This is a genomic window from Tsukamurella paurometabola (assembly GCF_900631615.1).
GTDB classification, from domain to species: Bacteria; Actinomycetota; Actinomycetes; order Mycobacteriales; family Mycobacteriaceae; genus Tsukamurella; species Tsukamurella paurometabola_A.
Genome location: NZ_LR131273.1, coordinates 3064228 through 3087011, shown reverse-complemented (window position 1 = coordinate 3087011; position 22784 = coordinate 3064228). Strand labels below are relative to the sequence as shown.

Here is a 22784-nt window from a genome sequence, read left to right as displayed (position 1 = left end):
GCCGGATCCTCGGGGCGCGGTTCGCCGCGCCGGTCCGGTGACGATCAGTCCGTGACGTGGATGCCCAGGTGTGCGGCGAAGACCTCGGCCAGACCGACCACCTGCAGGTGCGACATCGTCGCGCCGGCGATGCCCTCCACACCGCGGATCCGTTCCACCTGAAGGCCGCGCAGGTCGACGTTCTGCAGTGTCGCCCGCGTCACGTCCAGCTCGCCGGCGGTGCAGTCCTCGAACGCCACCCGGTTCAGGGTCGCGTCGGCGGCGTCGATGCCGTCGAGCATGCAGCCCCGGAACACCACGTCCGTGAGCGCGGCGCCGCGCAGGTTCACGAATCCGAGCCGGACGTCGGTGAAGACCACGGAGCGCAGCGTGGCGTCCATGAGCTCGACGGCGCCGATCCGGGCATCCTCGACCTCGACCTGGCGGAGCGTCGAACGCGTGGCGCGGAAGCCCGTGGCGAACAGCGCGCTGATCCTGGTCTCGAGGAACGCCGCCTCGGTGAACACGGCATCGCGGACCTCCCAGCCCGCGAGCTCGCACTCGCTGAAGGTGATTCCGCTGAGATCACGTCCCTTGACCGTGGGCTCGGCGAACCGGCGGCGGTCCTCCGTGCCACCCGGCATCAGCTCGTCGGTGTCCCCCACCTCGAGGTCCCCGAGGCGCAGTGGCGCGACCTTCGGCGCGACGACGCCGGCCATCAGCCCAACACCCCGGCGACGGCGCGCAGCCGTGCCTCCGCGCCGGCGGCGATGGACGTGACCACCTCACGGGCGGGACGCACCTCGTCGACCAGGCCCGCGGCCTGACCGGCGTACACGACCCCGACCTCCGGCAGCGCACCGTCGTACGCCGCGCTGACCGCTTCCTCGGTACCGGACGAGGCCTCGACCCCGTCGCCGTCGTGCCAGCGCGCGGTGAAGTCGTTGGTGAGGGCGCGCCCGAACCATCGGGTGGGCCACGGCTGGTGCCGCGCCTTGTCGAAGACGTCGGTGTAGACCGTGTCGGCACTGCCCGCCTTGAGCAGCGCGGGGATCGCGTAATCGGGACCCACGGTCTCCGGCGACGCGAGGAGGGCCGTGCCGACCAGCGCGCCCTGCGCGCCGGCGGCGAGAACGGCCGCCAGGCCGGGGCCGGTAGCGATACCACCGGCCGCGAGGACCGGGAGCTCGGTCGCCCGCAGGACCTCCTGCAGGAGCGGCAGGGTCGCGATCCGGCCGGTGTGCCCGCCCGCCTCGCCACCCTGCGCGACCACGGCGTCGACCCCCGCGGCCTCGACCTCGCGCAGGTCCTCCACCGAGTTGATCTGGGAGATCACCACCGCCCCCGCGTCCTTGACGCGCTGCACGAACGGCGCGGGATCTCCGAACGACAACGAGACGAGCTTCGGCCGGGCCGCGAGCACCGCGTCCAGCAGCTCGGGGCTGTCGGCGAGCGACCAGGTCTGCAGGCCGAAGGCGATCGGCGCGTCCTCGCCCGCAGCGGCCCGGATCACGCGGAGTTGTTCGGCGATCCACTCGGGCGTGGCGTACCGGGCGGCGCCGATCATCCCCAGCCCGCCCGCGGCCGTCACCTCCCCCGCGAGCTCGCCCCCGGCACGGCCACCCATGGGGGCGCCGAGGATCGGCAGATCGATGTCCAGGGTGCGCGTCAGCCAGGTGTTCCACACACCGATGAGGCTACGCCCGTGGCAGGATTCCGCCCATGGGCCCCACCGCAGCCGCCGACCCCGAGATCCGCCGCATCCGTGCGCTCCGACTCCGCGCCCAGGGCCTCGTACCCGGGGCGCGGGACTGGCGCACCGCGCCGGACGTCGCGCGCGGCATGCTCGCGATCCAGGCGCAGGACGGTGCGGCCGCCCGCTTCGCGCTGTCGCTCCGCGCGTCCGAGCACCCGGACGACGCGACGGTGCTCGCCGACCTCGCAGCGGGCCGGATCACCCGCAACCGACCCGCACGCGGCACGCTGCAGATCACGGCGCCGGAGGACCTGCACTGGCTCAGCGCCGCGCTGACCGTCCGCTCCCGGGCGGAGGCGGCCAAGCGCCGGCCACAGCTCGGGATCACCGACGCGATGATGGCGGACGCGGAGCGGATCGTCCGAGCAGAACTGGCGGGCGGCGGCACGCGCACCCGCCCCGAACTGGTCGCGGCGTGCGCGGACGCGGGCTTGCCGCTCGACAATTCGCAGACCGGCCACATCCTGCGTGACCTCACCGAGCTCATGGCGATCGTCTTCGCCGATCCCGGGCAGAAGGCCGACGTCTTCGCACTGGCCGACGATTGGATCGGCGAGCGCCGGGATCCGGAACACGCTCTGGGCGAAGCCGTGTCGCGGTTCGTCGCCGCACGAGGGCCGGTCACCCGGCAGGACATCGGCAAGTGGGCGTACCTCCCGATGGGCGCGGTGGACGAGGGCATCGACGCCGCCGGCGATACCGTCGAACGGATCACGCTGGCGGGCAACCGCTTCCTCGTCGCACGCGGCACCGCCGATGTGGCCGACTCGCAGGTCGACGAGGCACTCGCGCGCCCCCTCCTGCTCCCGGGCTTCGACGAGTACATCATCGGGTACGGCTCCCGCGCACCGCAGCTCGACGAGACCTTCCTCAGCCGGATCGTTCCGGGACGCAACGGCGTCTTCAAGCCGATCGTGGTCGTCGACGGCGAAATCGTAGGGACCTGGAGCAGGAAGGCCACGGCGAAGACCGTGACCGTGACCATCGAGCCGTTCACGAGGATCACCGCGGCGACGAAGCACCGCCTGGAGGGCCCCGTCCGCGATTACGGACGGTTCCTCGGCACTGCGGCCGTGCTCGCGTGACCCGTCGCGAGACCCGGGTACGTGCGTCGAGGAGTCCTCGTCGCGCGGCGCCCCCCGAACGCCGCGCGACGACGGCTCTCAGTTGTGCGCGACGAAGTAGTTGTTGCTGTAGTTGATGTCGAAGCTACTGGTCGCCGTGTGCACCCACGTCGACCGGAACGGACAGCCCCACGTGGGCACCGTCCGGGTGGCCGCGAAGCCCTGACCGGGCGCGAGCGACGCGCGCCCCTGCCCCCCGCCGCCCCCGAAGCCGAGCCAGACGTTCACCGCGGGCACGTTGCCGTTGTTGCGGACGTAGCCGTGATCGGTCTGCGAGTTCGGCTCCGCCCGTCCCGGCAGCGGCCCGCCGCACGAGATCCCACCCGTGACCTGAAGATCCACGATGGGCACGAAGGCGCTCGCGGACGGTGCGGAGACCAGCGATGCGGCTCCGGCGATCGCGGCCGATGCGGCCGCCAATGCAATCTTCCTCATGATTCGATTCCCCTGTTCCCCGATCGAACTTCTTCGGACGCGGCGCATTTTCGACCGCGAGCGCCGCAACGGGGCGCTGTCCGTCTTGTCGGTCGGCCGGGCTCCGGCGTTACGTCCGTCACATCACGATCCGGGCACGATCGCATCGAATCCCGTTATCCAACTGTCACTTCCGCGCAACGTCGCGGCGGGACCCTTCCGGGCGCCGATACGGGCCGGCCCCGGAGCGCACTGCGGTCCGGGGCCGGTGCGGGCAGCGGGCCCGCTCAATTGCGCGCGACCCACCAGTTGTTGCCGCTGTTGATGTCGTACGTGCTCGTCGACGACTTGACCGAGATCGCCCGGAACGGGCATCCCCAGCTCGGGACGACCTGCTCGATCTGCAGCGATTCCCCGGGGGCCAGCATGCCGGCGGACCTGGACACGCCGCCGTTGAACCAGACCCGAACGTCGTACGCCGTGCCGGGACCGTGGTTGGTGACCCATCCGTGGTCGATCAACGAGTTCGATTCCGGCCTGTCCGGAAGCGGACCACCGCAACTGACGTAGCCGAAGGCCTGCAGGTCGACATAGGGCGGCGCGGGATCCGCGGCCGCCGTACCCGCCGAGAGCATCGTCGCCACACCCGCGATCGCGAGCCCGAGAGCTCCGGTTGTCCGCATGTTCATGGTGAACTCCCCAATCCTCCGTCGAACGAACGACTGGCCGCCGACGCGGCCCGACGCCACTGTGACGCCGGTCACAATTGTCGCGCGAACCGTGACGAAAGCCAACGAAAAGGACGACGGGAGGGACGGAAGTTACTGAAGTTTCCCGTGATTCGCACAGTCGGTCAGCGGGACGCCCCCACCCCGGGAGCTTTCACCGACACGGCGTCGACCAGTACCCGCAGCTCCGGCTGCTCCGCAGCCTCCTCGAGGACATCACGCAACACCCGCTCGTGGGTCGGGCGCGCAGCAGCGAGCAGTTCCCACCCGGCGGGCGTCAGCTCGGTGTAGATCCCGCGACGATCGTCGGCGCACAGAATCCGTGCGAGCAGGCCGCGATCCTCCAGCCGAGTCACCAGCCGCGTGGTCGCGCTACTCGACAGGGCCGCCGCGCGAGCGAGCTGGCGCATCCGCATGTGCCACCCGTCCTGCCGGCTCAGCGCGTCCAGCACCGTGAACTCGACGACCGAGAGGTCGTGACTCGATTGCAAGGAACGCTCGAGCTCGTTCTCGATCAGCGCATGCAATGCGACGAGGGTGCGCCATCCCTGCGCACGAATCTCCACCGCGTCATCGGCGATCCCCATGATGAGCACCCTTCCGTCGTGACCCCGACCATACCACCTTGCGACGATTACCAGCGTGTGCAACTATCTATTCGTTGTGCGTGCAACTACTGCAGACGCTGGTGATTGCACACGCGCCTATCTGTTCCTCGTATCCGTGAAGGAATTCTCATGCCACTCGCGCTCCTCGCGCTCGCCCTCGGCGGCTTCGGAATCGGACTGACCGAGTTCGTCATCATGGGCCTGCTGCCGGAGATCTCCGCCGACTTCGCGGTCACCGAGACCACCGCCGGCTACCTGATCTCCGGCTACGCGCTGTCCGTGGCCATCGGCGGCATCATCCTCACCGCGGCGCTCGGCCGGGTTAACCGCAAGCACGCCCTCCTCGGCCTCCTCGTGCTGTTCATCGTCGGCAACCTCATGTCGGCGCTCGCCGGCACCTACGAGGTCATGCTCGCCGGCCGCATCGTCGCGGCGTTGTGCCACGGAGCGTTCTTCGGCATCGGCGCGGTCGTCGCCGCCGATCTCGTGCCCGAGAACCGCCGCGCCGCAGCGATCTCCATCATGTTCGCGGGCCTCACCGTCTCGAACGTGCTCGGCGTGCCGCTGGGCACCTTCCTCGGCCAGGCCGCCGGCTGGCGGTCGACCTTCTGGGCCATCACGGTGATCGGCGTGATCGCACTCGTCGGCATCGCCGCACTCGTCCGAACCACCCCGGCCGCCGCAGCGGAGGCCCACCCGTTCGCCGAGTTCCGCATCTTCCGCCGCCGCCAGGTGTGGCTCTCGATGCTGGTGACCGTGCTCGGCTACGGCGGCATGTTCGGTGCCTTCACCTACATCGCGTTCACGCTGACCGAGGTCGGTGGTTTCGCTTCGTCGTCCGTGCCATGGCTGCTCGTGTTGTTCGGCGCGGGACTCTTCGTGGGCAACCTGCTCGGCGGGCGGGCGGCCGACCGGAACCTTCCGCTCACACTGATCGTCCTGCTCGCCTCGTTGACCGTCGTGCTGGGCGCGTTCGCTCTCACGGCCACCTCCCAGGTGGCCACCGTCGTCGCGCTGGTCCTCATGGGCGCCTTCGGCTTCGCGACGGTACCGGGCCTGCAGATGCGCATCATGAACCACGCCGCGGACGCTCCGACGCTCGCCTCGGGCGCCAACATCGCCGCGTTCAACCTGGGTAACGCCGTCGGCGCGTGGGCCGGCGGCCTCACCCTCGCGGCGGGCCTCGGCTACGTCTCGCCGCTGTGGGTGGGCGCCGCGATCACGCTCGCCGGGCTGCTCGCCTACGTCGTCGCCACTCGCGTCGCGGGCGGCGAGCACGCCGCCGCCCCGGCCCCGTCCCCCCTTCCCGTCGCCGCGTGACGCGGCACTCCGTCCCTCGGCACACCGCTCTCCCATCCCTTCCCATCTCGAGGAGTAACCCCATGACCACCACCATCCCGGCCGTCACCCTGAACGACGGCGTCCTCATGCCGCAGGTCGGCTTCGGCGTCTTCCAGGTGCCCGACGACGAGGCGCAACGCGCCGTCGAGACGGCCCTCGAAGCCGGTTACCGCAGCATCGACACCGCCATGATCTACGACAACGAGGCGGGCGTGGGCCGGGCCCTCGCCGCCGCCGGCATCCCCCGCGACGAGCTGTTCGTCACGACGAAACTGTGGGTCGCGGACCTCGGCGCGGGCCGGGCCCGCCCCGCGCTCGAGGCGAGCCTCGACCGCCTGGGCCTCGACCACGTGGACCTGTACCTCATCCACTGGCCCGCGCCCGCGACCGACGCGTATCTCGACACCTGGCGCGAGTTCCAGGGCCTCCGCGGCGCGGGAACCCGCTCGATCGGCGTCTCGAACTTCCTGCCCGAGCACCTGGACCGGGTCGCGGCGCTCGGTGGAGTCCTGCCCGCCGTCAACCAGATCGAGCTGCACCCCGCGCTCCAGAACCGCGCGACCACGGAGGCGAACCGCCGCCTCGGCATCGCCACCGAGGCGTGGAGCCCGCTCGCCCAGGGAGCCGCACTCGACTCCCCCGCCGTCACCGCGGCCGCGGAGCGGCATGGCGCCACGCCGGCGCAGGTGGTGCTCCGCTGGCACCTGCAGCACGGCACCGTCGTCATCCCGAAGTCGGTGACGCCCAGCCGCATCGCCGCGAACCTCGACCTGTTCGGTTTCACCCTCGACGAGTCCGAGGTCGCCGCCATCGACGCGCTGGAGGCCGACGGCAGGACCGGACCGCACCCGGCCGCGTTCAACGGCTGAGAGCTCAGTCGAGGCGCCAGGCCTCGTACGCCCGAGGGTCGTCGATGGGTTCGATGTGGATCGTGATCCGCAGGTCGTCGAACAGGGCCGCGAGGTCCGCCTCGACCTCCTCGGTGACGTCGTGGGCGTGTTGAACGGTCCAGTCGCCGGGCACGAGCATGTGCAGCTGGAGGAACCGCTCGTGCCCGGACTCGCGGGTCCGGACGTCGTGGAAGTCGATCCCGCCGCCCCGGCGGTGGTCGAGGACCGCGTCGATCCGCGCCCGTTCCTCGACCGGTAGCGCGGCGTCCATCAGACCCGCACCGGACTGCCACACCAGGCGCGCGCCCACGACGAGGATGTTCACCGCCACCGCGATCGCGATGAGCGGATCGAGCGGCAGCCACCCGGTGAGCGCGACCAGCAGGACGCCCACGATCACGCCCGCCGTCGTCCACACGTCCGTGAGCAGGTGCTTACCGTCGGCCTGCAGTGCGAGCGAGCGGTGCCGCCGACCCACCCGCACCAGGTAGAGCCCGACGAGCCCGTTGAGCACGGTCGCGAGCACCGAGATCCCGAGGCCCGGGCCGACGTTGTCCAGCGCCTGCGGGTTGAGCAACCGATCGACCGCCGACACCAGGATGACGACCGCCGCGACGACGATCATGACGCCCTCGAGCACGGCGGAGAAGTACTCGGCCTTCGTGTGACCGAAGTTGTGGTCGTCATCCGCGGGCTTGGCCACCACCCTGAGCGCGACGTAGGCGGCCACCGCCGCGACCACGTTCACCGAGGACTCGGCGGCGTCCGACAACAGGCCCACGGAGCCGGTGAGGCGCCAGGCCAGGATCTTGAGCCCGATCACCACCAGCGAGGTGGCGATCGACAGCAGCGCGAAGCGGGAGAGGTCCTCCCGCCCCCGCGGCGCGGCCCCGGAGGACGCCGAATCCGACGGTGCGGTCACCGTCCGGCCCGGACCATCGGCGACCGCCGGAACACTACTTGCCCTTCGGCTTGTCCGCGGAGGCGTCGGACGAGAGCGCCGCGACGAAGGCCTCCTGCGGCACGTCGACCCGGCCGATGGTCTTCATGCGCTTCTTGCCCTCCTTCTGCTTCTCGAGCAGCTTGCGCTTGCGGCTGATGTCGCCGCCGTAGCACTTGGCGAGCACGTCCTTGCGGATGGCGCGGATGTTCTCGCGGGCGATGATCTTCGACCCGATCGCGGCCTGCACCGGCACCTCGAACTGCTGGCGCGGGATGAGCTCCTTGAGCTTGACGGTCATCTTGTTGCCGTACGCCTGCGCCTGGTCGCGGTGCACGATCGCGCTGAACGCGTCCACGGCCTCGCCCTGCAGCAGGATGTCGACCTTCACCAGATCCGATTCCTGCTCGCCCGCCTCCTCGTAGTCGAGCGAGGCGTAGCCGCGGGTGCGGGACTTCAGCGAGTCGAAGAAGTCGAAGATGATCTCCGCCATCGGGAGCGTGTACCGCAGCTCGACACGGGTCTCGGACAGGTAGTCCATGCCGCCCAGCTCGCCGCGGCGCGACTGGCACAGCTCCATGATCGTGCCCACGAACTCGCTCGGCGCGATGATGGTGGTCTTGGTGATCGGCTCGTACGTCTCGCGGAGCTTGCCCGCGGGCCAGTCCGACGGGTTGGTGACGATCTGCTCCTTGCCGTCCTCGCCGATCACGCGGTACACGACGTTCGGCGAGGTGGAGATGAGGTCGAGGCCGAACTCGCGCTGCAGCCGCTCGCGGGTGATCTCCATGTGCAGCAGCCCGAGGAAGCCGCAGCGGAAACCGAATCCCAGCGCCACCGAGGTCTCCGGCTCGTAGGTCAGTGCGGCGTCGTTGAGCTGCAGCTTGTCGAGCGCCTCGCGCAGGTCGGGGTAGTCCGAGCCGTCCACCGGGTAGAGCCCCGAGTAGACCATCGGCCGCGGCTCCTGGTAGCCGGTGAGCGCCTCCTCGGCACCGCCCCGCGCCGTGGTCACGGTGTCGCCGACCTTCGACTGGCGCACGTCCTTCACGCCCGTGATGAGGTACCCGACCTCGCCGACGCCGAGCCCCTTGGACGCCTTGGGCTCGGGCGAGACGATGCCGACCTCGAGCAGCTCGTGGGTCGCGCCCGTCGACATCATCTTGATCTTCTCGCGCGGGACGATCTTGCCGTCCACGACGCGGATGTAGGTCACGACGCCGCGGTAGGTGTCGTAGACGGAGTCGAAGATCATGGCGCGGGCCGGGGCGTCCGCGTCTCCGACCGGCGCCGGGACCTTCTCGATCACCCGATCGAGCAGCGCGCCGACGCCCTCGCCGGTCTTGCCGGAGACCCGCAGCACGTCGTCCGGCTCACAGCCGATGATGTGCGCGATCTCCTCGGCGTAGCGGTCCGGGTCGGCCGCCGGCAGGTCGATCTTGTTGAGGACCGGGATGATCTCCAGATCCTTGTCCATCGCGAGGTACAGGTTCGCGAGGGTCTGCGCCTCGATGCCCTGCGCGGCGTCCACGAGCAACACCGCGCCCTCGCACGCCTCCAGCGCGCGGGAGACCTCGTAGGTGAAGTCCACGTGACCGGGGGTGTCGATGAGATGCAGGACGTACTCCTCGTCCCCCACCTTCCACGGCAGGCGCACGTTCTGCGCCTTGATGGTGATGCCGCGCTCGCGCTCGATGTCCATGCGGTCGAGGTACTGGGCCCGCATCGCGCGCTCCTCGACCACACCCGTGAGCTGCAGCATCCGGTCGGCCAGGGTGGACTTGCCGTGGTCGATGTGGGCGATGATGCAGAAGTTCCGGATCCGGGCGGGATCCGTGAAGGTGGTGTCGGCGAAGCTGGGAATCGGTCTCACTCCTCGGGCGGCTGGCCGGGTCCCCGGCACACGTCACCGTTCAGTTTCTCATGCCGCCCGATGCGGCCGCACCATGGTGAGCTGGTGGACCCGCTCACCGCGGTACCGCACGCCCGGCACCGTCGGACCGGGGCCGAACGGGACGAACCCGCAGCGCTCGAAGAACCGCACCGCGCGGGCGTTCTCCACCAGCGTCTGCAGGTGGCAGCCGACGCCGCCGAGCGCGTCCAGCCAGGCCTCCATCAGCCCGTACGCCGCGCCCGTACCCCGGGCCTCCGGCGCGACGTCGATGTGCAGATGGGCGGGCCAACGGTCGTCGTGCAGCTCCCCGGAGGCCGACGGTTCGCGGCGGCACACCGTCGCGAGGTCGAACGCGGCGCGCCCGAGGAACCGTGCGGTCGCGGGACGCAGCAGCACCGCCGGGCGGCGGAGCGCGGCGACGAGACGGTCGTCCTCCGACGGCAGCGACGCCCCCGGAGGGCACCCCGTCAGGTACCCGACGAGGGCACCGTCGGCCTCGGCGACGAAGAGCGATGCGGGGCAGTGCTCGATGTAGGGGTCCAGGTAGACGGCCCGTTCGGACGCCGGGTGCCGCCACAACTCCCCCGACGGCGAGCCCTCCCCCGCCCGCACGAACAGGGCGCGCAGGGAATCCGCATCGGCGTCCCGGTAGGGACGGATCACGGTCATCGCGCGGTGTCCGCGGAATGACCGACCTCGTCCGGTTTCATACCCACCACGGTAACGTCGAACGACATGAGTGATTCTGAATCCTCACGAACATCGAAACCAGTAGAGACCACGACGACACCGACGAGCTCCTTGAACCGCCGAGTCTTCCTCGCAGCCGCGGGCTCGGTCCTCGCCCTCGCCCTGTGGGCGCTCGCCTCTCCCGAAACCGCGGAGAGCGTGATCAGCGGCGTGGTCGACTTCATCACCACCTGGTTCGGGTGGTGGTACTTCCTTCTCGCGACGGGCATCGTCGGCGTGGTCGTGTTCATCGGCCTGAGCCGGTACGGCCGGTACCGCCTCGGACCCGAGGAGTCGCGCCCCGAGTACAGCCTCTTCACCTGGACCTCGATGCTGTTCGCCGCGGGCATCGGCATCGACCTGATGTTCTTCTCCGTCGCCGAGCCCGTGAGCCACTACATCGATCCACCGGTCGGGCAGGGCGAGACGAACCACGCCGCGCGCGAGGCCGTCACGTGGACCGTGTTCCACTACGGCATCACCGGCTGGGCGATGTACGCGCTGATGGGCGGGGCGCTGGCCTACTTCGCGTTCCGGCACAACCTCCCCCTGACGATCCGCGCGGCGCTCTACCCGATCCTCGGCAAGCGGGTGCACGGCCGGCTCGGCGATGCGGTCGACGTGGCCGCCGTCCTCGGCACCATCTTCGGCATCGCGACGTCCCTCGGCATCGGGATCGTGCAACTCAACTACGGGCTCAACACGCTCTTCGGCATCCCCCAGGGCAAGGCCGCGCAGATCGGCCTCATCGTGCTGTCGGTCATCGTCGCCACGATCTCCGCGACGTCCGGCGTCGACAAGGGCATCCGCCGGCTCAGCGAGCTCAACGTGATCCTCGCGATCCTCATGCTGGTGTACATCCTGGTCGCCGGGAAGTCCGACTTCCTGCTCAACGCCCTCGTGCAGAACACCGGCGACTACGTCTCGACGTTCCTCGACCGGACCATGGACACCTTCGCGTGGGGCCAGGTCAATCCCGAGTTCCCGGGCAACGACCCGTCGGGATGGCTCGACGCCTGGACCCTGTTCTTCTGGGCCTGGTGGGTGGCCTGGGCCCCCTTCGTGGGGCTGTTCCTGGCGCGCATCTCGCGCGGACGCACCCTGCGGCAGTTCGTCTTCGGCGTGCTGGTGGTCCCGTTCAGCTTCATCCTCGTGTGGATCTCGGTGTTCGGCAACAGCGCCCTCGAGGTCGCCCGCGGCGACAAGAGCTTCGCGGAGGCCACCGCGGCGACGCCCGAGGTGGGCTTCTACTCCCTGCTCGAGAAGTACCCCGGTGCACCGCTACTCCTGGCCATCGCCACGATCACCGGCCTGCTGTTCTACGTCACCAGCGCCGATTCCGGTTCCCTGGTGATGGGCAACTTCACGTCGAAGCTCGCGGACCCGATGGCGGACTGCGCGCGGAGTACGCGCATCTTCTGGTCCTTCGCCATCGGATTGCTCACGCTCGCGATGCTGTTCGCGGGGAACGAGGGCTCGATCGTCACGCTGCAGAAGGCGACCATCATCATGGGCCTGCCCTTCTCCTTCGTGCTGGCCCTCGTGGGCATCGCGCTGCTGCGGGCGCTGCACAGCGAGTCCTACAAGCTCGACAGCTACCGCACGACGCTGCCGAAGTCGCTCGCGGCGGGCCGTGGCAGCGGCGATCCCGGGAGCTGGCGGCGGCGCCTTCTCGCCACCATCCACTACCCCGGGAAGGCCGCCACCCAACGTTTCCTCACCAGCACCGTCGCGCCCGCGATGCGGGACGTGGCAGCCGAATTCGCCGCCGAGGGGCTCACGGCGACGATCGACGAATCGGGCCGGAGCGAATCCCTACCCTCGCCGACGCTCAAGGTGGACCTGGCCGGCGAACCGCATTTCGAGTACTGCGTGTGGCCGGTCTCCGCTCCGGCGCCCAGCTACGCGATCCTCGCGCAGCGCTCGGACGACCGGTACTTCCGGTGCGAGGTCTACCTCGCGGAGGGCTCGCAGGGGTACACGCTCAACGGCTACACCCGCGAGCAGATCATCGGCGACATCCTCGACCAGTACGAACGCCACCTCGGCTACCTGCACCTGCGGCGCGCCGCCACCGACCACCACGACGGACACGACGAATCCGCCGATACCCGAACCGATCCCGACCCCGAAGCGTCCACGGAACCCGAAGGGACCCCCGCATGACCGAACCCACCCTGTTCATCGACGGCGCCTGGCGCCGCAGCGCCGACGGCGGCACGCGCACGATCCTGTGCCCGGCCGACGGCACCGAGGTCGGCGTCGTCGACGAGGCGACCGCCGCCGACACCGAGGCCGCGATCGCCGCCGCGCGACGGGCCTTCGACACCGGCCCCTGGCCGCACACCCCCGCGGCCGAGCGCGGCGACCTGCTGCTGCGCGTCGCCGACGCGATCGACCGGCGACGGGACGAGTTCGCCCGCGCCGAGACGCTCGACACGGGCAAGCGGCTCTACGAGTCCGAGATCGACATGGCCGACATCGCCGCCTGCTTCCGCTACTTCGGCAAGCTCGCCGGGCAGGACAGCGGGCGCATCGTCGACGCCGGCTCCGCCGACGTCAGCTCGCAGATCGTGTACGAGCCCGTGGGCGTGTGCGGCATGATCACGCCCTGGAACTACCCGCTCCTGCAGGCCGCGTGGAAGGTCGCCCCGGCACTCGCCGCCGGCGACACGTTCGTACTCAAGCCGTCCGAGCTCACCCCGCACACCTCGATCCTGCTGATGCGGGTGCTGCAGGAGGTGGGTCTGCCCGACGGTGTCGCCAACCTCGTGCTCGGCGCGGGCGCGCAGGCGGGCGCGCCGCTCTCGACCCACCCCGACGTCGATCTGGTCTCCTTCACCGGCGGCCTCGTGACCGGTCGGCTCATCGCCGCGAACGCCGCAGGCACCGTCAAGAAGGTCGCGCTCGAACTCGGCGGCAAGAACCCGAACGTGATCTTCGCCGATGCGTGCGCCACTCCCGAGGGGCTCGCCGCCGCGGTCGACAACGCGCTCAACGCCGCCTTCCTGCACTCCGGGCAGGTCTGTTCGGCCGGCGCGCGCCTCGTCGTCGAGGAGTCCGTGCACGACGTCTTCGTCGACGAGCTGGTCCGCCGCGCCGAGGACATCCGGCAGGGACTGCCCTACGCCGAGGGCACCGAGACCGGCCCGCTGATCTCGGCCGCGCACCGCGACAAGGTGCACGCCTACGTGGAGAAGGCGCGCGAGGACGGCGCGGTGGTCCGCACCGGCGGCGCCTTCGCCACCGGCGACCAGGGCTCGGGCTCGCTCGACGCCGGCTTCTTCTACCTCCCGACCGTGCTGGACCGGTGCGATCCGTCGATGGCCTGCGTCCACGACGAGGCCTTCGGGCCCACCGTCACCGTCGAGACCTTCGAGACGGAGGACGAGGCCGTGGCGATCGCCAACGACACCGAGTACGGCCTCGCCGGCGCGGTGTGGTCCGCCGACGGGGGTCGCGCCAAGCGGGTCGCACGCCGGCTGCGCCACGGCACCGTCTGGATCAACGACTTCGGCCCGTACCTCCCCCAAGCAGAGTGGGGCGGTTTCGGCGCCTCGGGAATCGGGCGCGAGCTCGGTCCCACCGGCCTCGGCGAGTACCTCGAGGCCAAGCACGTGTACGAGAACCTGCGGCCGTCCGTGACCGGATGGTTCGCCGAGCGGAAGGACGCGTAAGTGACCTCTGAGCACGCACGGGACGACGACACCTTCGACTACGTGGTGGTGGGCGCCGGATCGGCCGGCGCCGCCGTCGCCGCGCGCCTGTCCGAGGATCCGACGGTGACGGTCTGCCTGCTGGAGGCGGGCCCGTCGGACGTGGGCGACCAGGCGATCCTCCAGCTGGACCGGTGGATGGAGCTGCTCGAGTCGGGGTACGACTGGGACTACCCGATCGAACCGCAGGAGAACGGCAACTCGTTCATGCGGCACGCGCGCGCGAAGGTCCTGGGCGGCTGCAGCTCCCACAACAGCTGCATCGCCTTCTGGGCACCGCGGGAGGACCTCGACTCCTGGGAGCGCGACCACGGCGCGACGGGCTGGGGAGCCGACTCGGTGTACCGGCTGTACCCGAAGATCGAGACCAACGACGCGCCGGGCGAGCACCACGGGCGCTCCGGGCCGGTGCACATCATGACGGTGCCCCCGAACGACCCCTGCGGCGTCGCGCTGCTCGACTCCTGCGAGGAGGTCGGCATCCCCCGCGTCGAGTTCAACTCGGGTGAGACGGTGCTCAGCGGTGCCAACTTCTTCCAGATCAACCGCCGCGCCGACGGGACCCGTTCGTCGTCGTCGGTGAGCTACCTGCACCCCGCGCTCGACCGCGAGAACCTCACGATCCGGACCGGCGCGTGGGCCAAGAGGGTCGTCTTCGACACGGCCGGCGACGTGCCGCGCGCCGTGGGCGTGGACATCACCGACAACGCGTTCGGCCGCACGACGCGCGTGGCCGCACGACGGGAGGTGATCGTCAGCGCGGGCGCCATCGATTCGCCGAAGTTGCTCATGCTGTCCGGGATCGGCCCCGCCGATCACCTGCGCGAGACGGGCGTCGACGTGCTCGTCGACTCCCCCGGCGTGGGCGCGCACCTGCAGGACCACCCCGAGGGCGTGATCGGTTTCGAGACCACGCGGCCGATGGTCCGCGAGTCCACCCAGTGGTGGGAGATCGGGATCTTCACGCCCACCGAGTACGGCCTCGACCGGCCCGACCTGATGATGCACTACGGCAGCGTCCCGTTCGACATGCACACGCTGCGCCAGGGCTACCCGACGGCGGAGAACACCTTCTGCCTCACCCCGAACGTCACGCACGCGCGCTCGCGCGGCACCGTCCGGCTGCGGTCGCGGGACTTCCGGGACAAGCCCAAGGTGGACCCGCGGTACTTCACCGACCCCGAGGGGCACGACATGAAGGTGATGATCGCGGGCATCCGGAAGGCGCGCGAGATCGCCGAGGCGGGGCCGCTCAAGGAGTGGATCGAGCGCGAGCTGTACCCGGGACCGGGCGCACAGACGGATGCGGAGCTCGCCGACTACATCCGGCGCACCCACAACACCGTCTACCACCCCGCGGGCACGGTGCGGATGGGCGCGGCCGACGACCCGATGTCGCCGCTGGACCCCGAGCTGCGGGTCAAGGGCACCGCGGGCCTCCGGGTGGCGGACGCGTCCGTGTTCCCCGAGCACACCACGGTGAACCCGAACATCACCGTGATGCTCGTCGGCGAACGCTGCGCGGAGCTGGTGGCCGCCGGCCGCTGACCGGCGCCGCGCTCCGGCGGCGGTCAGTCCGCGGTCAGGTGGGCCGGCAGGCCGAAGGCCTCGAACCGGTCCGCCTGGTCCAGGCACGTGGTCACCCGCGTGATCCGGGCACCGTCGGACTCGACGACGACGAGCGCGAACGGACGCATGGCGCCCCCGGAATCGGGCGCGTACTGCCCGAACGCGGGGGCGCCGTTCGCCGTCGTCGGGACGAGCCGGTGGCCGACGCAGGCGTCGCCCGAGCCGAACAGGGTCGCGTAATCGACGGCACCGCGGAGCCAGAACGCGACCGGAGGCATGGAGAAGACGACGTCCTCCGCGAGCAGGGCGGCCAGGCCCGCGACGTCGTGCCGCTCGAAGGCTCGCACGAAGCCGTCGAGCAGGCGGGGATCCACCTCGCCGGCGGGGAGGTCCGACGGTGGCGGGCCGGCACTCGCGAGCGCCTTCCGGGCGCGCTGCAACGCGGAATGAACCGCGGTCGCACTGATCCCGAGGATCGCCGCGGTCTCGGCGGCACTGTGCCGGTAGACGTCGCGCAGCACCAGCACGGCGCGCTGCGAGGGTGTGAGGCGCTGCAGCGCCGCGACGAAGGCCATCCGGATCGACTCGTGGCGCTCAGCGGCGGCCGCCGGATCTCCGCCGGCGTCCGGGAGCGGCGTGACCCACGCGCCCGGCCGCAGCTGCGCGAGGGCCTGGTCGCCGGGCCCGTTCCGCTCCGAGAGGTCCGTCGGGAGGGCTTTGCGGGGCGCGGCCCGCAGCAGGTCGATGCAGTACCGCGACGCGATCGCGTACGCCCAGGTCCGGATGCTCGCGCGCGCCGGGTCGTAGCCCTCCCGGGAGCGCCACAGCCGCAGCAGCACCTCCTGCGCGGCGTCCTCCGCGCCGGCACCGTCGCCGATCATGCGGTAGCAGTACCGGACCAGCTCGGGACGCAGCTCGCCGAGGACGTCCTCGTCGATCGCCGCATCGATCACCGCCACGGCGCGATCATCCCACGGCGCTGGGGGCCGGGACCGGCTCTCGCCCCGTCGCGATCAGCACGATGGTGAGCGTCGGCAGCGGGACGTCCCGCGGACCGTCGCCGAGGACGAGGTCGGAATCGACGGCCGTGAGCCGCAGGCCGGCGAGATCGACACCGAAGAAGGCGAGCCCCTCCGGGGTCGATCCGGCGACCGCCGCCGCGAGCACCTCCGGCGCGGGCCCCGGCAGGCCGAGCGGCACCGTGATGTCGAGGCCGTGAATGACCTCGTGGGCGAGCGCGCCCTGCAGGGCACCGGGACCGGGTGTCCAGCGGCTCGCGACCCGGGCCCTCTGGATCGCCAGCAGCTCGGCGTCGGAGAATCGTGCGACGTCGGCGCGGGCGGTGCGGTCGACCGCGACGTCGACGTCCCCGCCCGCCTCGGCGAGCGCGGCCCCGAACTCCTCCTGGGTCTGGGTGTCGGTCATGGTCAGGTGCGCGACCACCTCGCGGATGCGCCAGCCCGCACACAGCGAATCGGCGGCCCACCGCTCGGGGGCGAGGTCCTCGAGGATCGCCGCCATCCGGGCGCGCTCGGCGACGGTGGCGTCGTACAGGTCGGTGTCGGTACGGATGGTCATGGTGCTCTCCTGTGCTCGGAAACGGTCGTCACAGATGCATACGAGCGGGGCCGCCGGAATTCGTCGCGCGATTCGCCGCGCGCGGGCGTCCCGGGTGCGGGCCTATCCTGGGGACATGGCGAACGACTTCACCCGCTTCGCGGCCGTGGCGGCCAAGCTCGCGCGCGAGCACGGGCCCCGGCTCGCCGCGCAGGTCGTGAACAGTCCTCCGGTCCGAGCGGGTCGCGAGGCGATCACCCAGGCGGTGACGCAGACGGTGAATCAGGCGCTCGGGCTGGAGGCACCGCCCGAGCCCAAGGAGTTCACGCCGGGCCGGCCGGTCACCCGCACGTCCACCCCGACCGCGCTGATGGCGCGGGGCGTCTTCTACGCCCCCCAGCTCGACGGCCAGGCCGACCCGGGCGAGATCGTGTGGACGTGGGTCGAGTTCGAGGAGACGACGGGGCCGAACGCGGGCCAGGGCAAGGACCGGCCGGTGCTCGTGGTCGGGCGGTCGGTGAACAGCCTGCTCGGACTCATGCTGTCCAGCCAGGAGCGGCACATGGGTGACCCGGACTGGGTCGGCATCGGTTCCGGTCCGTGGGACGCGGACCAGCGTCCCTCGTGGGTGCGTCTCGACCGGGTCCTCGACGTGCCGGAGGACGGCATCCGGCGTGAGGGCGCCGTGCTGGACCGGCGGCGTTTCGAGGCCGTCGCGCAGCGCCTGCGCGACGACTACGGCTGGACCTGAGTCATTCCGCCACGGCGGCTACGGCTTCGATCTCGACCAGTTGATCGTCGTAGCCGAGAACGGTGACGCCCATCAGGGTGCTGGGCACGTCATGATCCCCGAACGCTGCGCGCACCACGTCCCACGCGGCCACGAGGTCGCGTTGTCGTGTCGACGCGACGAGTACCCGGGTGTACACCACATCCGCGAACCGAGCGCCTGCGGCGCCCAGGGCGAGTCGGAGATTCGCCACGCACTGCACGGCCTGCGCGGCGTAGTCACCCACGCCGACGGTACGACCGTCCGCATCCAGCGGGCACGCGCCGGCGGGGAACACCAAACGGGATCCGCCTCGCACGGTCGAGACGTACGCGTACTGCGCGACGTCGCTGAGCCCCGTCGACCTGATCAACCGGACGTGATCGGACATCCCCCGACCTTGCCACACCCCACGGTCAGAGCAGGCCCGCGACCTTCTGTGCGGTCTCCTTGGCCGAGCCCGGGTTCTGGCCGGTGACCAGGTTGCCGTCGACCACGGCGTACGAGACGAACGGGAGCCTGGCCTTCTCGTAGCGCGCGCCCCGCTTCTTCATCTCCTCCTCCGCGTTGTACGGGACCAGCTTGTCGACGCGGGCCAGGACCTCCTCCTGCCAGGCGAAACCGGTCACCTTCCGTCCGGCGACGAGGTACTCGCCGTTCGAGAGCCGGGTGTTGAGCAGACCGCAGTAGCCGTGGCACACCGAGGACACGATGGCGCCCCGCTCGAAGAGCTCGCGGCTGATCCGCTGCAACCCCTCGCTGTCCGGGAAGTCGTACATCACGGCGTGGCCGCCCGTGAAGTAGATCGCGTCGAAATCGGCCGAATCGATGTCGTCCGGCGCGGCGGTGTTCTCCAGCAGAGCCATCCGCGCGGGATCGGCCCGCCACGCCTTCGCGGTCCTGTCGTAGTTGGGGAACTTCAGCGAGCGCGGCTCGAGCGGCACGGGGCCGCCCTGCGGGCTGACGATCACCTGATCGAAACCGGCCGCCTCGAAGACGTGCCAGGCGTGGGTGAGCTCGGAGAGCCACAGCCCCGTCCTGTGCGACGGGTCGTCGTAGTGACCGACATTGGTGACGACGTTGAGAATGCGCTTCGGCATGGCGGGCTCCCGGCGACGATTGCGGTTAACACTGCTTACATTAGCGGTTCCCGCTCATGTAAGCAATGCACACATCGCGGAAGACGTGCGCCGGCGCGCCATGACCGGGACATCACGCGAGGCGGGTGATCTCCACGATCACATCGAGATCCGAGGCTCCGCCGCCCGCGATCACCCCGCGCAGCGGGGGAACGTCGGCGTAGTCGCGCCCCACGCCCACGGAGACGTGCCGCTCGCCGATCGGGACGTCGTTGGTCGGGTCGTAGCCGCGCCACTGCCCCGTCCACGCCTCGATCCAGGCGTGCGACTCCCCCGCCACCGTCGAGCCGACCTCCGCATCGCGCTGCGGGTGCAGATACCCGGACACGTACCGGGCCGGGATCCCGACGCTGCGCAGCAGGAGCAACGTGAGGTGCGCGTAGTCCTGGCAGACCCCCTTGCGTTCGTCCCACGCGTCGATCGCGGACGAGTGCACCCCGGTGGTGCCCGGCACGTAGTCCAGCTCGTCGTGCACCCAGCGGCACACCGCGAGCACGGCCTCATCGGGCTCGAGGTCCTTGACCAGCTTCTTCGCCTGCGCCGTCAGCTTGCGATGCTTCGGTACGTAGTCGGTGTAGCTGAGCAGCTCGTCGAACCGGTCCCGCACGCGGTCCGTCGCGAGCTCGTCCCAGCCGACGACGTCGCCCGTGTCGTCGGCGGCCTCGGTCTCCACGACCGAGGCACCGGTCACCTCGAGCGCGGTGTGCGGCGCGTGCAGGTCGAACGCCGTGACCGCGGTGCCCCAGTAGTCGGTGTACCGGTAGGCGCGGGTGGCGGGCACCGTCTCCACGCGGTTGAGGATGACGTTCTGCCGCTGGTCGCTCCGCGGCGTCAGGCGGGCCTCGTTGTACGACGAGGTGACCGGTGCGTTGTAGCCGAAACCGGTCGAGTGCACGACTCGAAGACGCCAGCTCACAGCTCCCCCTCCAGGATGGTGTCGATCTCGCCCCGGGCGCGGGCGTCGGTCCAGGCGACGTACGGCGTCACGTGGAAGTACCGGGCGGTGATCGCCTCGCCCGCGGCCTGCCCGAGCTCCTGCAACGCGAGGAGCCTGCGCTGCAGATCGTCGAGGAGCTCGCCGGGCGCGAGGTACTCGAGCTCGCCGCGCGCGCGGCCCAGCAGGCGCTGCGCCTCGGTGCGGGTGCCGAGCCGGCCCTCGCGGCCGCCCTCGATGGCGCCGAGGCAGTCCTCGGCGGTGGTCAGCGCGTGGATCACCGACCGCGGAAAGAGGCGGTCGACCAGGATGAATTCGACCACGCGCGTCGCGTCCAGGACCCCGCGGTACGTCCGCAGGTAGGTGTCGTGGGCGCCCGTCGCACGGAGCACCGTCACCCAGGTGGGCGAGCCGGCGCGATCACCGGCACGGGAGAGCAGCAGCCGGACCGCCATGTCCATCCGCTCGATCGAGCGCCCGAGGAGCAGGAACCGGTAGCCCTCGTCACGCGACAGGGTCGAATCGGTGAGACCGGAGAACATCGCCGCACGATTCTTGATGTAGTTGAGGAACTCGTGCGGCCCGAGCCGGCGCGCGGCGCGCTCACGTTCGGCGAGACCGTTGTAGGTGGCGTTCAGGCACTCCCACATCTCCGAACTCGTCACCTCGCGGGCGCCGCGGGCGTTCTCACGCGCCGAGGCGACGCTGGCGGCGATCGAGCCGCTGCCCGGATCCCGGTTGTAGGCGACGACCTCGGTGACGGCACGCAGGTCCAGCGGCTGATCGGCGGGCGGCTCGGGGATGCCGAGGACGCGGACCAGCTGGCGGGAGACGCGGTCCTCGTCGACGGTAGCGTCCTCGAGGAACTGATGCACGGTCACGTCGAGCATGCGGGCGGTGTCGTCCGCGCGCTCGGCGTACCGGCCGATCCAGTACAGCGCCTCGGCGTTACGGGCGAGCATGGCGCTCCTCCTCTCGTGCCTGCTGTTGCTGTTGGTCCTGCGAACTGAGCTCGGGCCCGAGCTCCACCTGCTGCTGCTCGGCCAGATCCCGGCTGGGGACCACCTCGGCGCCCTCCAGTTCGGCCTCGGCGGCCGACGAGCGGGCCGCGAGCACCCAGGTGTCCTTGGAGCCGCCGCCCTGGCTCGAGTTCACGACGAGCGAGCCCTCCGGCAGGGCGACGCGGGTCAGGCCGCCGGGGAGCACCCAGACGTCGTCGCCGTCGTTGACCGCGAACGGGCGCAGGTCCACATGGCGCGGACGGGCCTGCTCGCCGATCTTCGTCGGCACCGTCGACAGCTGCATGACGGGCTGCGCGATCCAACCGCGGGGGTCGGCGGCGACCTTGCGTCGCATCGTCGCGAGCTCCTTCTCGCTCGCGTCGGGACCGAAGACGATGCCGTAGCCGCCGGACCCCTCCACGGGCTTGATCACCAGCTCGTCGATCCGGTCGAGCACCTCCTCGCGCTCGTCGTCGAGCCAGCAGCGCAGGGTGTCGACGTTCTGCAGCATCGGCTTCTCACCGAGGTAGTAGTCGATGATGTCCGGCACGTAGGTGTAGGTCAGCTTGTCGTCGGCGACGCCGTTACCGACCGCGGAGCTGATCACGACGTTGCCGGCGCGCGCCGCGTTGAGCAGGCCCGCGACGCCGAGTACCGAGTTCGGGAGGAACTGCATCGGGTCGAGGAACTCGTCGTCGATGCGACGGTAGATCACGTCGACCTGCTGCTCACCGCTCGTGGTGCGCATGTAGACCACGTTGTCGCGACAGAAGAGGTCGCGGCCCTCGACCAGCTCGACGCCCATCTGGCGCGCCAGCAGCGAGTGCTCGAAGTAGGCGGAGTTCGCCATGCCAGGCGTGAGCACCACCACCGTCGGGTCGGCCTCGTTCGACGCGGCGCTGCGCCGCAGGGCGCGCAGGAGGTGCGAGCTGTAGTCGGCGACGGCGCGCACGCGGTGCCGCTGGAACAGGTCCGGGAAGACCTGCGCCATCGTCCGGCGGTTCTCCATCACGTAGCTCACGCCGGACGGTGACCGCAGGTTGTCCTCGAGCACGCGGAAGGTGCCTTCCGCGTCGCGGATGAGATCGATTCCGGCGACGTGGATGCGGACGCCGTTGGGTGGGCGGATGCCCGCGGCCTGACGATGGAAGTGCGCACACGAGGTGACCAACCGCTTGGGGACCACGCCGTCGCGCAGGATCTCCTGCTCGGAGTAGATGTCGTCGAGGAACATCTCCAACGCCTGGACCCGCTGCTTGATGCCCTTCTCCAGGCGGTTCCACTCCGCGGCGGCGATCACGCGGGGCACGAGATCCAGCGGGAACGGCCGCTCGCGGCCCTCCAGCGAGAAGGTGATGCCCTGGTCGATGAACGCGGCGCCGAGGGCGTCGACGCGGGCCGCCAGATCCGATTCGTCCGCCGAGGAGAGGGCGCCGAAGATCCGCTTGTACGGGGCGCGGACGGTGCCGTCGTCGGCGAACATCTCATCGAACGCCCGCCCGAACGACGGAGCATCGTCGTAGCCCGCGAAGAGGGGCGCCTCGTCGGACAGTCGGGGGGCGGCGGCCTGCTTCCGGGGCGCGGACGCCGTGCGTCCCGAACTGCCGGACTTGGCCTGTTTCTGCGGGGTCACTCGCACATCGTGCCGCACCCGCGCGGTTTCGGCAGCGCTCTCGTTCACGGCGTGGCAATGTGGGTG

General features: G+C 70.6%; 22 protein-coding genes. 7 read left to right on the top strand and 15 right to left on the bottom strand.

The features are described from left to right. Positions 1 to 44 precede the first annotated feature (44 nt). Positions 45 to 698: a pentapeptide repeat-containing protein gene (locus ELY19_RS15385; RefSeq protein WP_126197001.1), complete on the bottom strand. Its 654-nt coding sequence runs from the start codon at positions 696 to 698 to the stop codon at positions 45 to 47. Continuing rightward, positions 698 to 1606: an NAD(P)H-dependent flavin oxidoreductase gene (locus tag ELY19_RS15380; RefSeq protein ID WP_416222739.1), complete on the bottom strand. Its 909-nt coding sequence runs from the start codon at positions 1604 to 1606 to the stop codon at positions 698 to 700. The genes ELY19_RS15385 and ELY19_RS15380 overlap by 1 nt, the downstream gene beginning before the upstream one ends. Positions 1607 to 1701: 95 nt before the next feature. On the opposite strand from ELY19_RS15380, the gene ELY19_RS15375 reads away from it, so the two are divergent. Further along, positions 1702 to 2820, top strand: coding sequence for a winged helix DNA-binding domain-containing protein (locus ELY19_RS15375; RefSeq protein WP_126196999.1), 1119 nt, complete (start codon positions 1702 to 1704; stop codon positions 2818 to 2820). A 78-nt stretch (positions 2821 to 2898) separates the two neighbouring features. On the opposite strand, the gene ELY19_RS15370 is transcribed toward ELY19_RS15375, so the two are convergent. The 3 genes from ELY19_RS15370 to ELY19_RS15360 all read right to left on the bottom strand — a co-directional run bounded on the left by ELY19_RS15370 (position 2899) and on the right by ELY19_RS15360 (position 4588). Beyond that, a complete protein-coding gene (locus ELY19_RS15370; RefSeq protein ID WP_126196998.1) occupies positions 2899 to 3294 on the bottom strand; it encodes a hypothetical protein in 396 nt (131 codons plus the stop codon). Between the two features lie 266 nt (positions 3295 to 3560). Beyond that, positions 3561 to 3962, bottom strand: coding sequence for a hypothetical protein (locus tag ELY19_RS15365; protein ID WP_126196997.1), 402 nt, complete (start codon positions 3960 to 3962; stop codon positions 3561 to 3563). 164 nt (positions 3963 to 4126) lie between these two features. Then, positions 4127 to 4588, bottom strand: a complete 462-nt coding sequence (locus tag ELY19_RS15360) for a MarR family winged helix-turn-helix transcriptional regulator (protein WP_126196996.1) — start codon at positions 4586 to 4588, stop codon at positions 4127 to 4129. A 150-nt stretch (positions 4589 to 4738) separates the two neighbouring features. On the opposite strand from ELY19_RS15360, the gene ELY19_RS15355 reads away from it, so the two are divergent. Next, on the top strand, positions 4739 to 5929 hold the full coding sequence (locus tag ELY19_RS15355; protein ID WP_126196995.1) for an MFS transporter: 1191 nt from the start codon (positions 4739 to 4741) through the stop codon (positions 5927 to 5929). A gap of 62 nt (positions 5930 to 5991) precedes the next feature. Further along, positions 5992 to 6819, top strand: coding sequence for an aldo/keto reductase (locus tag ELY19_RS15350; RefSeq protein WP_126196994.1), 828 nt, complete (start codon positions 5992 to 5994; stop codon positions 6817 to 6819). 4 nt (positions 6820 to 6823) lie between these two features. On the opposite strand, the gene ELY19_RS15345 is transcribed toward ELY19_RS15350, so the two are convergent. The 3 genes from ELY19_RS15345 to ELY19_RS15335 are packed head-to-tail and all read right to left on the bottom strand — an operon-like array spanning position 6824 to position 10340. Then, entirely contained in the window at positions 6824 to 7762 is a 939-nt protein-coding gene (locus ELY19_RS15345; RefSeq protein ID WP_126196993.1) for a cation diffusion facilitator family transporter, read from the bottom strand. Between the two features lie 34 nt (positions 7763 to 7796). Next, complete coding sequence (gene lepA / locus ELY19_RS15340; protein WP_164711614.1) at positions 7797 to 9650, bottom strand: translation elongation factor 4; 1854 nt, start codon at positions 9648 to 9650, stop codon at positions 7797 to 7799. A gap of 48 nt (positions 9651 to 9698) precedes the next feature. Next, positions 9699 to 10340 carry a GNAT family N-acetyltransferase gene (locus tag ELY19_RS15335; RefSeq protein WP_126196991.1) on the bottom strand — a complete coding sequence of 214 codons (642 nt, stop codon included), beginning with the start codon at positions 10338 to 10340 and terminating at the stop codon, positions 9699 to 9701. Between the two features lie 66 nt (positions 10341 to 10406). Between ELY19_RS15335 and betT the strand changes: the two genes are divergently transcribed. From betT to ELY19_RS15320, 3 genes are read left to right on the top strand one after another with little or no spacing between them, the layout of a single operon-like run. After that, on the top strand, positions 10407 to 12566 hold the full coding sequence (gene betT, locus ELY19_RS15330) for a choline BCCT transporter BetT (protein WP_126196990.1): 2160 nt from the start codon (positions 10407 to 10409) through the stop codon (positions 12564 to 12566). Continuing rightward, positions 12563 to 14077, top strand: a complete 1515-nt coding sequence (locus ELY19_RS15325; RefSeq protein ID WP_126196989.1) for an aldehyde dehydrogenase family protein — start codon at positions 12563 to 12565, stop codon at positions 14075 to 14077. The genes betT and ELY19_RS15325 overlap by 4 nt, the downstream gene beginning before the upstream one ends. Further along, on the top strand, positions 14078 to 15664 hold the full coding sequence (locus ELY19_RS15320; RefSeq protein ID WP_126196988.1) for a GMC family oxidoreductase: 1587 nt from the start codon (positions 14078 to 14080) through the stop codon (positions 15662 to 15664). A 23-nt stretch (positions 15665 to 15687) separates the two neighbouring features. Here the strand turns inward: ELY19_RS15320 and ELY19_RS15315 are convergent, their stop codons facing one another. Both ELY19_RS15315 and ELY19_RS15310 read right to left on the bottom strand, forming a co-directional pair. Then, positions 15688 to 16644: an RNA polymerase subunit sigma-70 gene (locus ELY19_RS15315; RefSeq protein ID WP_197715905.1), complete on the bottom strand. Its 957-nt coding sequence runs from the start codon at positions 16642 to 16644 to the stop codon at positions 15688 to 15690. A gap of 7 nt (positions 16645 to 16651) precedes the next feature. Beyond that, positions 16652 to 17263 carry a maleylpyruvate isomerase family mycothiol-dependent enzyme gene (locus ELY19_RS15310; protein ID WP_126196987.1) on the bottom strand — a complete coding sequence of 204 codons (612 nt, stop codon included), beginning with the start codon at positions 17261 to 17263 and terminating at the stop codon, positions 16652 to 16654. 115 nt (positions 17264 to 17378) lie between these two features. Between ELY19_RS15310 and ELY19_RS15305 the strand changes: the two genes are divergently transcribed. Continuing rightward, positions 17379 to 17993, top strand: coding sequence for a type II toxin-antitoxin system PemK/MazF family toxin (locus ELY19_RS15305; RefSeq protein WP_126196986.1), 615 nt, complete (start codon positions 17379 to 17381; stop codon positions 17991 to 17993). Between the two features lies 1 nt (position 17994). Here ELY19_RS15305 and ELY19_RS15300 read toward each other — a convergent pair whose 3' ends face one another. The 5 genes from ELY19_RS15300 to ELY19_RS15280 all read right to left on the bottom strand — a co-directional run bounded on the left by ELY19_RS15300 (position 17995) and on the right by ELY19_RS15280 (position 22718). Beyond that, positions 17995 to 18402 (bottom strand): RidA family protein, encoded by a 408-nt coding sequence (locus tag ELY19_RS15300; protein WP_126196985.1) that lies wholly within the window; start codon positions 18400 to 18402, stop codon positions 17995 to 17997. 25 nt (positions 18403 to 18427) lie between these two features. Then, a complete protein-coding gene (locus ELY19_RS15295) occupies positions 18428 to 19111 on the bottom strand; it encodes a type 1 glutamine amidotransferase domain-containing protein (protein WP_126196984.1) in 684 nt (227 codons plus the stop codon). A gap of 112 nt (positions 19112 to 19223) precedes the next feature. Further along, positions 19224 to 20066 carry a transglutaminase family protein gene (locus tag ELY19_RS15290; RefSeq protein WP_126196983.1) on the bottom strand — a complete coding sequence of 281 codons (843 nt, stop codon included), beginning with the start codon at positions 20064 to 20066 and terminating at the stop codon, positions 19224 to 19226. After that, the gene (locus ELY19_RS15285; protein WP_126196982.1) at positions 20063 to 21046 is read right to left on the bottom strand and encodes an alpha-E domain-containing protein; all 984 of its coding nucleotides are present in this window, start codon (positions 21044 to 21046) and stop codon (positions 20063 to 20065) included. Before ELY19_RS15285 ends, ELY19_RS15290 begins: the two co-directional genes overlap by 4 nt. Further along, complete coding sequence (locus tag ELY19_RS15280) at positions 21033 to 22718, bottom strand: circularly permuted type 2 ATP-grasp protein (RefSeq protein WP_197715904.1); 1686 nt, start codon at positions 22716 to 22718, stop codon at positions 21033 to 21035. Before ELY19_RS15280 ends, ELY19_RS15285 begins: the two co-directional genes overlap by 14 nt. Between the last annotated feature and the right edge of the window lie 66 nt (positions 22719 to 22784).